We start from the raw sequence: 13852 nt of genomic DNA on the forward strand, positions 1-13852 counted from the left end.
GCGACGAAACGGCAACAGACCCTAGCACAAAGACAANCAACGCGGCTCGCGACGAAACGGCAACAGACCCTAGCACAAAGACAACAGCCCATGGAGAGCCCGATGGCAAATACGCCCGAATCAGCGGCAGTAGAACAGGATGACGTTGCCAGCCGCATCACGCCCGCCTACCGACGTTATGCGTTAATAGTACTGCTCGCGGCCTACACCTCGAGCCACGTCGACCGCAATATCGTCGGCATCCTGATCGAACCGTTGAAAGCCGACCTGCTGCTCTCTGATACACAGCTGGGCTTCCTGTCAGGCATAGCATTTGCCTTGTTCTATGCCACGCTGGGCATTCCAATCGCAATATTTGCCGACCGCTCCAACCGCCGAAACATCATTGCCTGGTCCATCGCGATCTGGAGCGGCATGACGGCCTTGTGCGGTGCGGCGCAGAATTTCTGGCAGCTGGCAGCCGCCCGGATCGGTGTTGGTATCGGTGAAGCCGGTTCGAGCCCGCCTTCGCACTCGATGCTATCGGATTTGTATCCGAAGGAAAAACGCTCCGGTGCCATGTCGATCTACTCCCTTGGTGTGTACTTCGGCATCATGATCGGCTTCCTGGTTGGCGGGTTCGTCACCGAATGGTGGGGCTGGCGCGCGGCGTTCCTGGTCGTTGGCCTCCCCGGTCTGCTGATTGCCGCACTGGTCCGTTTCACCATGATCGAACCGCCGCGCGGGTTCGCCGACGGGGTCAAGCCGCCGCCGCTGGGAAAAGTCAACGTACGTGCAGGATTCGCGGTGCTATGGCGGGTGCGTACCACTCGGCACGTGGTGCTCGGCCTGACCCTCACCAGCCTGGTCGGTTACGGCAGCATCATCTGGAGCCCTGCCTTTCTGATGCGCAGCCACGGCCTGACGGCGAGCGAAGTCGGCCTGTTTCTTGGTCCGGTAATGGGCGTGATCGGCGGCGTGGGAGCGTTCGTTGGCGGCATGCTCGCCGACAGACTTGCCGCGCGCGATCAGCGCTGGAACGCCTGGATCGTCGGCCTGGCCAAGTTTCTGTCTGTCCCGTTCATTGCCGCCTTCTATCTGATCGACAGCACCATGTGGGCACTGATCGCCTATATGCCTGCCGTGTTCCTCGGCGCCTTCTATCTGGGGCCCAGCTTCGCCATGATCCAGAGCCTGACGCCACTGCGTAGCCGCGCGCTGGCATCGGCCATCATGCTGCTGGTACTCAACCTGGTCGGCCTGGGACTTGGCCCGCAAGCTATCGGCATCGTCAGTGACCTGATGCGCGTCTGGTTCGAGAACGACAGCCTGCGCTACGCACTGCTTGGCGCCGCCATCATCAACTTCTGGTCGGCTGCGCACTACTACCTGGCAGGTCGCACTATCAAGCAAGACACCGCCAACCTCGAAAGCTGATCTGCAATACATTGCTGCCCGCTCGGGGCAGCAATGCCCCCCTGCTTTCCTTCTACTATCGTCCGGTCCCCGCCAAGGGCATCATGTTTGGTCGCGATCACCGCAAACCCCAACAGACCCTTCCGCTTTAAACAGCTATGCTGGTTGCTGGACATTTCTCAATCGAAGGAGCGCTAAATGGTGACCCTGCTTTGGCTCATCGGCCTGATACTTTGCGTAACCGTGCTGGCTCATGTGCGCAGCGGCTTGCTGAATGGCTGCATAGCCACCGCGGTCTATCTGCTCGCGATGACCGTGTTAAGTCCCGCGCACTGGTTATTGATGCTGGTTCTGTGGGTAGTATTCCTCGGCATCGCAATACCTCTGAACCTTCCCGATTGGCGGCGCGCCAACATCAGTACGCCGACCTTCCACTGGTTCAGAAAAGTGCTGCCGCCTATATCCGATACCGAACAGGAAGCACTCGAAGCCGGCACCGTGTGGTGGGATGGCGAACTGTTCAATGGTCGTCCTGACTGGAACAAACTGCACGCGTTCCCGCGTCCGGCCCTGACGACGGAAGAGCAGAACTTCATCGATGGTCCGGTCGAACAGCTATGCACCATGACCCGGGAATGGGAAGTCACTACGGCCTTTCAGGATCTGCCACCGGATGTGTGGGATTTCATCAAGGACAACGGCTTCTTCGGGCTTATCATCCCTAAAGAACACGGCGGCAAAGGCTTCTCGGCCTTTGCCCATTCGCAGATTGTCATGAAGCTTGCCAGCCGCAGCGGCGATCTCGGCTCTACCGTCATGGTGCCCAATTCGCTCGGCCCCGCTGAGCTGCTGTTGCAATACGGCACCGACGAACAGAAGAAGCACTATCTGCCGCGCCTCGCAGCGGGCAAGGAAGTACCCTGCTTTGCCCTCACCTCGCCTGAAGCGGGTTCCGACGCAGGAGCCATGCCCGACAAAGGCATCGTCTGCATGGGGGATTGGGAAGGCAAGCAAACCCTGGGGCTGCGCGTCACCTGGGAAAAGCGCTATATCACCCTTGGCCCGGTAGCCACATTGCTGGGGTTGGCGTTCAAGGTATACGACCCTGAACACCTGCTAGGCGAAGAAGAAGAGCGCGGCATCTCGCTGGCTTTGATTCCAACCGAAACACCCGGCGTCGAGATCGGCCGCAGACATTTCCCGTTGAACGCAGCCTTCATGAACGGCCCAAACTCCGGCACCGATGTGTTCATCCCCATGGAGTATCTGATTGGCGGACAGGACATGATCGGCCAGGGCTGGGTCATGCTGATGAATTGCCTGTCGGTAGGCCGCTCCATCTCCCTGCCAGCTGGCAGCACTGGCGCCGCCAAGATGGCCAGCATGACCACCGGCGCTTACGCGCGCATTCGCCAGCAGTTCGGTCTGTCTATAGGTGAGTTTGAAGGCGTACAGGAAGCCCTCGCCCGGATCGGCGGCAACACCTATGTCATGGACGCCGCGCGGCGCATGACCGCTGGCGCCATCGATCAGGGTGAAAAGCCATCGGTCCTGTCTGCAGTGGTCAAATACCATCTGACCGAGCGCATGCGTCAATGCCTGAATGATGCGATGGATGTGCACGGCGGCAAGGGCATCTGCATGGGACCCAAGAACTACCTGGGCCGCGCCTATCAGTCGATACCGATCTCGATCACCGTCGAGGGTGCCAACATCCTTACCCGCAGCATGATGATTTTCGGGCAGGGGGCAATCCGCTGCCATCCGTACCTGCTGCAGGAAATGGCCGCCACGCAGGATCCGGATGTAAACAGCGGGATTCGTCGCTTCGACAAACTGCTGTTCGAGCATGTCGGCTTCGGCGTGAGCAATGCCGCCAGCAGTCTGCTGCTTGGACTCACCGGTGGCATGCTGGCCAAAACGCCCGGCAACGCCGAGACCAAAGGCTATTACCAGCAGCTGTCTCGCCTTGCTGCCGCATTCGCCACGCTGGCGGACACCACCATGCTGATGCTCGGCGGTGAACTGAAGCGCCGTGAGCGGCTCTCGGCGCGGCTGGGCGATGTGTTGAGCAACCTGTATCTGGCCAGCGCCACGCTCAAGCATTACCACGACCAGGGCTCGCCCGAAGAGGATCTGCCCTTCGTACGCTGGGGCGTTGAGGATCTCCTCGCGCGCACCGAGCAATCCATGCATGAAATATTGCTCAATTTCCCGAACCGGGTAGCCGGTGTGCTGCTGCGCATCGTGGTATTCCCGCTGGGGCGTCACCTCGCTCCACCCAGCGATCGGACCGGTGCAGAGATAGCCCGACGCCTGATGATACCCGGCGCGTCGCGCGACCGGCTGCTGGCGGGCTGCTACCGCAGCAACGACCCTGACGATGTCACCGGCCTGCTGAACAGCACGCTTGAGCAAGTGATCGCCGCCGACGCGTTGACCTCGCGCATGCGCAAGGCGAACAAGGCAGGTGAAATTGAAGGGGACGGGCAGGAAGATCTGGTGGCCGCTGCCTTAACCAGCGGAACGATCAACGAAGCCGAGGCAGAACAGCTCAGCGCTGCGATAGCCGCGAGACGCGCGGTGATCGAGGTCGATGACTTTTCTGCCGAGGAAATGAACCCCCAGCATGATACCTCGGTTCCGCTCAAAACCTGAGCCCTACGGAACGATGCCGGCCAGCGTGCCGGCATCGTCTTTACGCGCCCCACCGCACTCACCCTGCACGTCTTCTGCTAGACTCTCGCGCTTGTTTAGGAGACACCGATGAACACTTCACTGCCCTACCACACCTATCATCTGGCGCTTTTGAAAAGCCTGTTCGATACCCTGCGCGCCCAGTCCGTCCTGATGGAGCAAGTCCCCGAGGAAAGTAACATCCTTTTCCTCGAGCGCTTCGACGAACTGATCACCGAACTCGAAGCAGGCAATGACGACGCGATGCAGCAAGGACAGGAAATTATCTGTCAGATCATTTCACGCTATCCGCAGATCGCGCACATGATTCCCCGCGACCTGCTGTGGTATTTCGGCGGTGATTGTCTGCACTTCATGCCAGATGAGGAGATCGCTCTGTACCAACTGCTTGACGAGCACCAGGCCGCTGCTGAAGCGCGTGGCGAAACCTTTGACTGGGCCCAGGCCAAGCAATTGCTTCTGAGCAGCCAGAGCCAGAACTAAGCCGACCCAGGGCCGGGCGCGACAGACGCGCTCTGCTCTGCTCAAGACTGAAGCCTGAGGCCAAATCGCAGGCACAAAAAAGCCGTCACATGGACGGCTTTTTTGATGAATCTGGAGCGGGAAACGAGTCATGCACTAGAGCGATAAGTCTCTGTTTCCCAATCACTTTCTCCGCTGTGGTGAGCAGCGAAGGCCTGAATTATAGCCTTGTTTTTCGCCCTCGGCAACAAAGTTCATCCAACGACTTCCATTGAAGTCCAAGGACTGCTCTTTTCGCAGTCGCACCGCCCTACGATGCTGTCGCGATGCAATGGGGCCTCCAGTGGCCAAGGCCGTCGTGCGGCGATAGGCGAATGGAATCAGGGGTTATCAGATTACCGCCTGCTGCATGCGCTTGGTCAACGCCTCGGCGCTTTCCTTGCGCTCGCTATACCTGTCCACCAGATACGGCGACGCATCGCGCGTGAGCAGCGTGAACTTCATCAGTTCCTCCATCACGTCCACAATGCGGTCGTAGTAGGCCGACGGTTTCATGCGTCCCGCTTCATCGAATTCTTGATACGCCTTGGCGACCGAGGACTGGTTGGGGACGGTCAGCATCCGCATCCAGCGGCCCAGCACGCGCATCTGATTGACAGCATTGAAAGATTGCGAGCCGCCCGACACCTGCATCACTGCCAGCGTCTTGCCCTGAGTCGGACGCACCGCGCCGACTGACAGCGGAATCCAGTCGATCTGCGTTTTCATCAGGCCGGACATCGCGCCATGGCGCTCCGGCGAACTCCACACCATACCCTCGGCCCACTGCGCGAGTTCGCGCAGTTCCCTGACCTTGGGATGATCCTCGGTCGCGTCATCCACCAGCGGCAGGCCCGACGGGTTGAACAGCCGCGTCTCGCCGCCCAACGCCCGCAGCACGCGGGCTGCCTCTTCGGCGGCCAGTCGGCTAAACGAGCGTTCGCGCAGCGAGCCGTAGAGCAGCAGGAAGCGTGGCGCATGGGTGGAACGTTCGGGTGCCAGTAGCCGTTCCATGTCCGGCGGCTGGAGCAATGCGGCGTCGATGTTCGGCAGGTCGAGACGGGATTCAGACACGACGGCCCTCCACATCCACTACCGGCTCGCCGTCTTCCTTGTTGAACGCGCCGCGCTGCGGTTGCGGCAGGATGTCGAGCACTGTTTCCGACGGGCGGCACAGGCGCGTGCCCAGCGGCGTGACCACGATAGGTCGGTTGATGAGGATCGGATGTTGGAGCATGAAGTCGATCAATTGCTCGTCGCTCCACTTCTGATCTCCCAGGCCGAGTTCCGCATACGGCGTGCCTTTCTCGCGCAGCACCGCGCGTACCGGGATGCCCATCGCGGCGATCAGCGCCTTCAGCATGTCGCGGTCGGGCGGTGTCTTCAGATATTCGATGACAGCCGGTTCCTCGCCGCTGTTGCGAATCAGGCTGAGGACGTTGCGTGACGTGCCGCAATCGGGATTGTGGTAGATCGTGATGTGGCTCATGTCGAGGTGCCTTCGTTCGAGAGAAGCATGGATTGCTGGCGCAGATGCCTGATCACATAGCCGAACAGGATCGCGCCCGCCGCGCTGATGCCGGTCAGGGCCAGCAGCGTGCCGGGATAGCCGTTGCCGGCGGAATACAGCAGCGAGGCCACGAAGGGGCCGGCGGCCACTGCGATCTGCACGGGTGTCGCCATCGCGCCGCTGATGGCGCCATAAGCGGCCCGACCGTACAGCTCGGCGGGCAAGGCGCCTCGTACGATCGTCATGACGCCATTGCCGATGCCGTAGAGCGCGGCAAACACGACATACACCGGCAGCCACTGCTCGGAAGCAAAGAGCAGGAGCAATGACAGCGGCAGCAGACTGATGGCCGCCATGCCGACCTGGCGCGTGCTGGCCCGCTTGCCGACCGTGGCTTGCACCACACGGCCGAGTACCTGCATTGGCCCGATCAGCGCACCGACCCAGGCCGCATTTGCGGCAGAGATGCCATGTGCCTGCAAGACTGGGATCATGTGCAGCGACATCGCCGCGAACACCAGTGCATTCAGCGTCACAGCCGCCGTGACGAGATAGAACACCGGTTCGCGCATGACCGCGGTGAGATTGCGGGATCGGGTTTCCGTCCGCGCTGGGGGTGTGCCGTGTGCCGGGCCGCGTCCCTTTGGCAGGCTGGCATGGATGGGCAGGCAGATCAGCAGGTTCGCGGCCGCATAGATCAACCAGACCTCGCGCCAGCCGACGTGTTGCAACAGCGTTTGCGTCAGCGGCCAGAATACCGTGCTGGCGAAACCGCCGAACAACGTCAGGTGCGTGATCGCCCGGCGATAGTTGCTGCCATGGACCTGCGTGATGACCGCGAAGGCCGGCTGGTACAAGGTCGCGCTCATGGCCACGCCGATACCGGCCCACACGAGGTAAAGCTCCGTCGCGTTGTGTACCCGCGAGAGGCACGCGAGCATGACGGCGGCCAGCAAGGCGCCGCTTCCCATCAGCAGACGTCCACCGATGCGGTCGATGATGCTGCCGGCCGCGGTCGAAAGCAGTCCCGAGATCAGCAAGGCCACCGAATAAGCCCCGACGATGGCGGGCTTGGACAGGCCGAGTTCGTCCTGCATGGGCTGCATCAGGACGCCGTAGGCGTAGAACATCGACCCCCACGCGACGATCTGCGTCAGTCCGAGCGAGGGAATCAGCCAGCCGCGAGAGCGCGGGATGGTGTTGTCCATGATTACGCTTGGCGCTCGTACCAGCCGCGCGAGCGGTTGACCACGCGCACCACCAGCAGCATCACCGGCACCTCGATCAGCACGCCAACCACGGTGGCCAGCGCCGCGCCCGAGTGGAAGCCGAACAGACTGATGGCGGCGGCCACGGCCAGCTCGAAGAAGTTGCTCGCGCCGATCAGTGCCGAGGGGCCGGCGATGCTGTGCTTCTCGCCTACCTTGCGGTTGAGCCAGTACGCCAGCCCGGAATTGAAGAACACCTGGATCAGGATCGGCACCGCCAGCATGGCGATCACCAGCGGTTGCCGGATAATGGCCTCTCCCTGAAAGGCGAACAGTAGCACCAGCGTCAGTAGCAGCGCGGCGATCGACAGCGGGCCAATACGTTCCAGCGCCCGGTCGAACGCAACCTGACCCCGGCGCAGCAGCGCCCGGCGCCAGAGCTGCGCGAGGATGACAGGAATGACGATGTAGAGCGCGACCGACACCAGTAGCGTGGCCCATGGCACGATGATCGACGACAGGCCCAGCAGGAGGCCGACGACGGGCGCGAAGGCGAACACCATGATGGTGTCGTTCAGCGCCACCTGCGACAGCGTGAACACCGGATCGCCGCCGGTCAGCCGGCTCCACACGAACACCATCGCCGTGCAGGGCGCGGCGGCCAGCAGGATCAGCCCGGCGATGTAGCTGTCCAGCTGCCCGGCCGGCAGCCACTGTGCGAAGACATGGCGGATGAAGATCCACGCCAGCAGCGCCATCGAAAACGGCTTGACCGCCCAGTTCACAAACAGCGTGACGCCGATGCCGCGCCAGTGTCGCCTGACCTGGCCGAGTGCGCCGAAGTCCACCTTCAGCAGCATCGGCACGATCATCACCCAGATCAGCAAGCCCACCGGCAGGTTGACCTGGGCGACTTCCAGCTGGCCAATGGCCTGGAACGCGCCCGGCGCGAACTGGCCCAGCGCGATGCCGGCAACGATGCACAGCAGCACCCACAGGGTCAGATAGCGCTCGAAGCTGCTCATGGCAGATGCGGCCGGCGCGTGACCGGCCGCTTCGGTTTCTGTAGTCATCGCGCCGCCCTTACTGGCGGCCGATGTCGCGCAGCTCGCGCTGCAACGACATGGCGTCCAGGCGCTGGAGCGGCAGCGACAGGAACAGTTCAATGCGTCGGCGCAGCGTGATCGCGGCGTCGAGGAACGCTTTGCGCTGTTGCTCCTCAGTGCCCTCGACGGCTGCCGGATCAGGGACGCCCCAATGCGCCGACACCGGCTTGCCCGGCCACAGCGGGCAAGCCTCCCCAGCAGCGTTGTCGCAAACTGTAAAGATGAAGTCGAACACCGGCGCACCCGGTGCCACGAACTCGTCCCAGCTCTTGCTGCGGTAGCCGGTCGTCGGCAGGTGCAGCCGCTCCAGCGTGGCAAGTGCCAGCGGATGAACCTCGCCCTTGGGGTGACTGCCCGCCGAATAAGCGTGGAAGCGGCCCTTGCCCAGCTCGTTGAGCATGCCTTCGGCAAGGATGGAGCGGGCGGAATTACCCGTGCAAATGAACAATGCGTTGTAGATCGTGTCGGTCATGGCGTCAGCAGTCGCAGCGGGTGGATTCGGAAACCTCGCACACTCCGCCTTGGCAGCAATGCTCGGTCAGGTAGCCGATCAGGCCGTTCATGTGGTCGTATTCGGCGCGATAGATCAGGTTGCGGCCTTGCTGCTCGATGCTGACGAGGCCGGCGTGGGCCAGTTCCTTCAGATGGAAGGACAAGGTGTTGCGGGCCACGTCGAGCTGGTCGGCCAGCACGCTGGGCGTGAGTCCTTCCGGGCCGGCGACGACCAGGGCGCGGAACACACGCAGGCGCTGGGTGTGCGCCAAGGCGCTCAGGGCGGAAACGGCTTGATCTTCGTTCATGATTCGATAGTACAACAATTATTGAATTAATGGATAAGAATCAGCGGGCAAGTCATTCATGGCTTCGCGGCATACCGCCGTCGAGTTCTTGGACTATGTTCCGCGCATCACGCCCATCAAAGTCATCGCGGCAGCAAGATGCTTCTATCAAGAGCGGCGGATGCCTTCTCGCACCACGGACTAGTTCAAGGGAAGGCAGGATGCCTAGCGGGCGATAGAACTGCACTGCATCCTGATGCGATGTGACCATGTTTGGCCCACACCGCAGGCGCGTGAACGCAAAGTGCGTTGGATTGAACCAAGCAAAATGCTTCGCCGCAAGATGCTATGTCGATATATCAGGATGCCGAAACAAGCATGACATGCGCGGATTTCTCCAGGTCCCTCTGGACGTGGAGCAGCGGATGCAATCCCCTGCGCCTTGTGAAACCGTGGGGATATCAGACCATATCGAATCGGTCTTGATGTGCTTGACGCACCCCATGACGCTGGCACCGTGAGCGCAATTGTCGAGCGTGCTTCTTCCTTATTACTCGACGGACCGGCAACTGGTCAATTCTTGCATATCGAGCAAGAGAGAACCACCTGTGACGGGTGCCATGATCTCTTCCGTCCATGTTCCAGGGCATCGCCCCAGGCATCAGCCACAGGCATAACGAAAAAACAGCCCCTTGGTGGGGCAAGAAGGAGCCGGTGATGTAGCGCTTCCGAAAGGAGACGAAAACATGCACAAGGAGCCACCACTATCAAAGGTGTTCTATCGTCCCATCGAAGCTGCCATACGGTGGGCTGGGTTGTTGCGGTACGAAGCGGTGATCGTCGCATCGATCGCATCACCGCGTTGTCTGCCGCAGATGTTGGACTGCCCGCGATGGAACGAGTGTCGGCTGTACTCGGAACGCATCTACGACGGTATCCTCAACGCCGAACTACCCTTCGGCAAGAACGGGATCACACTTAATGACCCAGATCTGGTGAGTTCACTCGATCTGACCGTCCGCCATGTCGATCTGAAGCGGTGGATGCGCACCCACTATCCCGAGCATCGGCCGGGATTTCTGTTCAGTCGCGGCGAGCGCATGGTGCATCCCTTCATCACCATCGAGACAGGACAGGCAATCCTGCTGGAACGGCTGGCTCTGCAGGCCGCGCTGGACCATAGCCGACGCGAGATGCGCGAACTGCAACAGCAACACGAAGTCTTGCTAAAGCAGTCCGCCGTACTGCTGGCTCCCAAGCAGTGCGTGATCAGTGATCGGGCGGAAACTACATACCTGAACATCATCGGCGGCATGCTGACGCTGATGCTGAGCCAATCCCCATCCGGCGTGCCGTACTCCAGCTTCAAGACGCAGGAGGCCATCGTCACCGCATTGCTCGCCCACTATGGCGGCACCATGGGCATCACGGAGCGAACCTTGAACGGCAAGTTCGCCAATGCCAGGAAGAATGTCCGTAGCGCAGCCGCGTGAATTCTTCCATCTTGTATGTGCAGTCGCGGAGATTGCATTTGCAATGTTTTTCCGCAGCCATGTCTATTGAATAGAGGTCACGCCAACAAACGCTACTGAGCGTTCAGGAGTGACCGCCATGTCGCAAATACCTGTACTGCCACCGCACGAGCGCCGCATCCTGCGGCTCGATGAAGTTGAAGCGAAGTCCGGCTTCAAACGCGCCCACATCTACAACCTGATGAAGAAGCGCCAGTTTCCGCAGGCGTTGCGCCTGGGCGTGCGCGCCGTGGGCTGGGATTCGGTCGAGATCGACCAGTGGATCGCCGAACGCCTCAACAACCGGACCTGACCCGCTCCCCCTCGATTTTCCCATCGCCAAACGGAGAGCGCCATGCAGGTCGTATCCATAATTTCAACGAAAGGCGGCGTAGGCAAGACGACTACGGCCGCCAACCTCGGCGGCCTCGCCGCGGACGCGGGGCTGCGTGTGCTGCTGCTCGATCTCGACGTGCAGCCGACCTTGTCGTCCTATTACGAGCTGGCACACCGCGCTGCCGGCGGTATCTATGAGTTGCTGGCGTTCAACGAACGCGCCCTCGATCAGTTGGTGTCCCGCACCATCATCGCGGGCCTGGACCTGGTGCTCTCGAACGATCACCGGGGTGAACTGAACACGTTGCTACTGCACGCGCCAGACGGACGCCTGAGACTGCGGCACCTGCTGCCGGCGCTGGCGCCGCTTTATGACCTGGTGCTGATCGACACCCAGGGTGCACGCTCGGTGCTGTTGGAGATGGCGGTGCTCGCCTCTGACCTGGCGCTGTCGCCCGTGACCCCGGAAATTCTCGCTGCCCGCGAACTGCGACGCGGCACCATGCAGTTGCTGGAGGACATCGCGCCATACCGGCACCTCGGCATCGAACCGCCATCCCTGCACCTGCTCATCAATCGCGTCCACCCCGTGTCCGCGAATGCACGGATGATCCAGCAGGCGCTGCGCGACCTGTTCCAGGACCATGCCGGCATATGCGTGCTGGGCACCGACGTGCCGGCCATCGAGGCCTATCCGCGCGCCGCAACCCGCGGCCTGCCGGTGCATCGCGTCGAGCATCGCCAGCCGCCGGGCAGAGTTGCGCCCGCCGCGCTCGACACCATGCGCGCGCTCGCCGGCGAACTGTTCCCACAGTGGCAAGACAGATTTGCCCTCGTGTCCGGCCGTCCTCCTCGTTCCATTGAAACCGGGAGGTCACATGGCGAACGCACATGAACTGGCCCGCGGCCACAAACGGCTGCGCGCCCTGATTGAGTTTGCGGTGAGCGAAGGCTGGCACGTCAAGCGCACACGGGGCGGACACCTCAAGTTCACCAAGGCCGGCTGCGCCGCCATCTACACCAGCTCAACAGCGAGCGACTACCGGGCGGATCTCAACGCCCGTGCACAGATCCGCCGCGCCGAGCGCGAGGCCCGCATGGCCCGGGCCGTCAACGCCGAGGGATGTGGTCATGGCTGAGATGACCTCCCAGGACATGGCCGGCAAGCTGCTTGCCGCCGGGTTCGAGCGCAGTGGGCCATCGGCCACGGCCTTGAGCGACCCGATCGCCGACACGCCGATGGTCGTGACGCTGGACCAGTTGCGGCCCTACGACCACGACCCCCGCAAAAAGCGCAACTCGGCCTACGATGAAATCAAGGCCTCCATCCGAGAGCGCGGCCTGGACGCGGCGCCAGCGATCACACGCCGTCCTGGCGAGGCGCACTACATCATCCGCAACGGCGGCAACACCAGGCTGGCGATCCTGCGTGAACTCTGGGCGGAGACCAAGGACGAACGCTTCTTCCGCATATCGTGCCTGTTCCGGCCGTGGCCTGCGCGCGGAGAGATCGTCGCCCTGACCGGGCACCTCGCCGAGAACGAACTACGCGGCGGCCTCACGTTCATCGAGCGCGCCCTGGGCGTCGAGAAAGCCCGCGAGTTCTATGAGGCTGAAAGCGGCACCACCCTGAGCCAGTCCGAGCTGGCCCGCCGCCTGGCCGCCGACGGCTTCCCAGTCCAGCAGTCGCACATCAGCCGCATGGCTGACGCGGTGCGCTACCTGCTGCCCGCGATCCCGACCGTCCTATACGGGGGCCTCGGCCGCCACCAGGTCGAGCGGCTGTCGGTCATGCGCAAAGCCAGCGAACGCACGTGGGAGCACTATGCCAAAGGCCGCTCCCTGCCGCTGGACTTCGACAGCTTCTTTCTGGAGGCGCTGTCGCAATTTGATGTCCAGCCCGACGAGTTCTCGCCGCCGCGTGTGCAGGACGAGTTGATCGGTCAGATGTCCGAGCTGCTGGGCATCGACTACGACGTGCTCGCCTTGGACCTGACCGAATCCGAGAGCCGCCACCGCGCCCTGGTCAGCGACCCAACCCCGCCATCGGCGCCGCCGGCATTGCCCGAGCCTGGGGCCATCGCACGGCCGCCGATCGAACCGGCACCGCCCCCCACTACAACTGCACCTTCTGCGGGCCACTCTGCCGACGCGCCGACAAGGCCCCGGGACGATGGGGCCCCGAGCGAGGCATCCGCAGCCAGCCCTGCGGCAGCGAATGGCGGTCTGCTTGACGAGCACATCATCTCTCCGGCACCCACGACGGAGCGGCTCCAGTCCATCCAGCGCATGGTCGCCGACCAGTTGGGCGATGCGCTGCCGCCCGACTTCTCGGCCAACGTCTTGCAGTCGATTCCCGTGCAGGCCGGTGGCCTCTATCCCATCTCGGACATCTGGTATATCGACCCTGGCCTCGACACACCCGACCGCCTGCGCATCCACATCGCGCAGTTCGCGCGCGAGATCGCGGGCGAGGCCGACCTGGACGCGTGTGTCGAGGATCGTTCTGATGGCATCGGGTTCACGTGTCGTGCCCCAGCCCAGGCTTCGTCGCCGCTCGCACGCGCCGTGCTCGCACTACTGGTTTCCCTGGCCGGTCAGCAGCCAGCCGGCGTCGGCTTGGACAGCGGGCAACTCATCACAGACCTGCCAGCGCTGTTGCACGGCCAGGGTCAACGTCGTGACGGCGGGGCCCGGCGATTGAGCGACACCGCGCTGGTCAAGCTGTTTCGTCTGCTGCGGCTGGCCCGGCGCCTGCTGGATCTGGAAGCCGGCGCTGTCGGTTCTGGGATCTGAGCGAGGGAGGCCT

14 protein-coding genes are annotated in these 13852 nt (G+C 62.4%); 8 read left to right on the forward strand and 6 right to left on the reverse strand.

Annotated features, from left to right (window positions below; translation table 11 throughout):
• Positions 1 to 102: 102 nt before the first annotated feature.
• From FZE95_RS16895 to FZE95_RS16905, 3 genes are all read left to right on the forward strand, one after another.
• Complete coding sequence (locus FZE95_RS16895) at positions 103 to 1416, forward strand: spinster family MFS transporter (protein ID WP_150302056.1); 1314 nt, start codon at positions 103 to 105, stop codon at positions 1414 to 1416.
• A gap of 180 nt (positions 1417 to 1596) precedes the next feature.
• On the forward strand, positions 1597 to 4053 hold the full coding sequence (locus tag FZE95_RS16900; RefSeq protein ID WP_150302063.1) for an acyl-CoA dehydrogenase: 2457 nt from the start codon (positions 1597 to 1599) through the stop codon (positions 4051 to 4053).
• Between the two features lie 108 nt (positions 4054 to 4161).
• Positions 4162 to 4575, forward strand: coding sequence for a PA2817 family protein (locus FZE95_RS16905; RefSeq protein ID WP_150302057.1), 414 nt, complete (start codon positions 4162 to 4164; stop codon positions 4573 to 4575).
• A gap of 369 nt (positions 4576 to 4944) precedes the next feature.
• On the opposite strand, the gene arsH is transcribed toward FZE95_RS16905, so the two are convergent.
• Genes arsH through FZE95_RS16935 form a run of 6 tightly spaced genes read right to left on the reverse strand, consistent with a single transcriptional unit; the run spans position 4945 to position 9217 of the window.
• Positions 4945 to 5682, reverse strand: a complete 738-nt coding sequence (gene arsH / locus FZE95_RS16910) for an arsenical resistance protein ArsH (protein WP_009876562.1) — start codon at positions 5680 to 5682, stop codon at positions 4945 to 4947.
• Positions 5660 to 6082, reverse strand: coding sequence for an arsenate reductase (glutaredoxin) (gene arsC, locus FZE95_RS16915; RefSeq protein WP_009876563.1), 423 nt, complete (start codon positions 6080 to 6082; stop codon positions 5660 to 5662). The genes arsH and arsC overlap by 23 nt, the downstream gene beginning before the upstream one ends.
• Complete coding sequence (locus FZE95_RS16920; protein WP_009876564.1) at positions 6079 to 7311, reverse strand: MFS transporter; 1233 nt, start codon at positions 7309 to 7311, stop codon at positions 6079 to 6081. Before FZE95_RS16920 ends, arsC begins: the two co-directional genes overlap by 4 nt.
• A 2-nt stretch (positions 7312 to 7313) precedes the next feature.
• Positions 7314 to 8336, reverse strand: a complete 1023-nt coding sequence (gene arsB, locus FZE95_RS16925) for an ACR3 family arsenite efflux transporter (protein WP_009876565.1) — start codon at positions 8334 to 8336, stop codon at positions 7314 to 7316.
• Positions 8337 to 8394: 58 nt separating this feature from the next.
• Positions 8395 to 8889 carry an arsenate reductase ArsC gene (locus FZE95_RS16930; protein WP_009876566.1) on the reverse strand — a complete coding sequence of 165 codons (495 nt, stop codon included), beginning with the start codon at positions 8887 to 8889 and terminating at the stop codon, positions 8395 to 8397.
• A gap of 4 nt (positions 8890 to 8893) precedes the next feature.
• Positions 8894 to 9217: an ArsR/SmtB family transcription factor gene (locus FZE95_RS16935; RefSeq protein ID WP_009876567.1), complete on the reverse strand. Its 324-nt coding sequence runs from the start codon at positions 9215 to 9217 to the stop codon at positions 8894 to 8896.
• Between the two features lie 725 nt (positions 9218 to 9942).
• Between FZE95_RS16935 and FZE95_RS16940 the strand changes: the two genes are divergently transcribed.
• The 5 genes from FZE95_RS16940 to FZE95_RS16960 all read left to right on the forward strand — a co-directional run bounded on the left by FZE95_RS16940 (position 9943) and on the right by FZE95_RS16960 (position 13839).
• Positions 9943 to 10689, forward strand: a complete 747-nt coding sequence (locus FZE95_RS16940) for a hypothetical protein (protein ID WP_011871432.1) — start codon at positions 9943 to 9945, stop codon at positions 10687 to 10689.
• Positions 10690 to 10807: 118 nt separating this feature from the next.
• Entirely contained in the window at positions 10808 to 11020 is a 213-nt protein-coding gene (locus FZE95_RS16945) for an AlpA family transcriptional regulator (protein WP_009876569.1), read from the forward strand.
• Between the two features lie 42 nt (positions 11021 to 11062).
• On the forward strand, positions 11063 to 11938 hold the full coding sequence (locus FZE95_RS16950; RefSeq protein WP_011871433.1) for a ParA family protein: 876 nt from the start codon (positions 11063 to 11065) through the stop codon (positions 11936 to 11938).
• Positions 11922 to 12182, forward strand: a complete 261-nt coding sequence (locus FZE95_RS16955) for a hypothetical protein (RefSeq protein WP_009876571.1) — start codon at positions 11922 to 11924, stop codon at positions 12180 to 12182. The genes FZE95_RS16950 and FZE95_RS16955 overlap by 17 nt, the downstream gene beginning before the upstream one ends.
• Positions 12175 to 13839, forward strand: a complete 1665-nt coding sequence (locus FZE95_RS16960) for a ParB family protein (RefSeq protein WP_009876572.1) — start codon at positions 12175 to 12177, stop codon at positions 13837 to 13839. Before FZE95_RS16955 ends, FZE95_RS16960 begins: the two co-directional genes overlap by 8 nt.
• Positions 13840 to 13852 lie beyond the last annotated feature (13 nt).

The sequence above is a fragment of the Pseudomonas profundi genome, from assembly GCF_008638305.1.
Taxonomy (GTDB): domain Bacteria; phylum Pseudomonadota; class Gammaproteobacteria; order Pseudomonadales; family Pseudomonadaceae; genus Halopseudomonas; species Halopseudomonas profundi.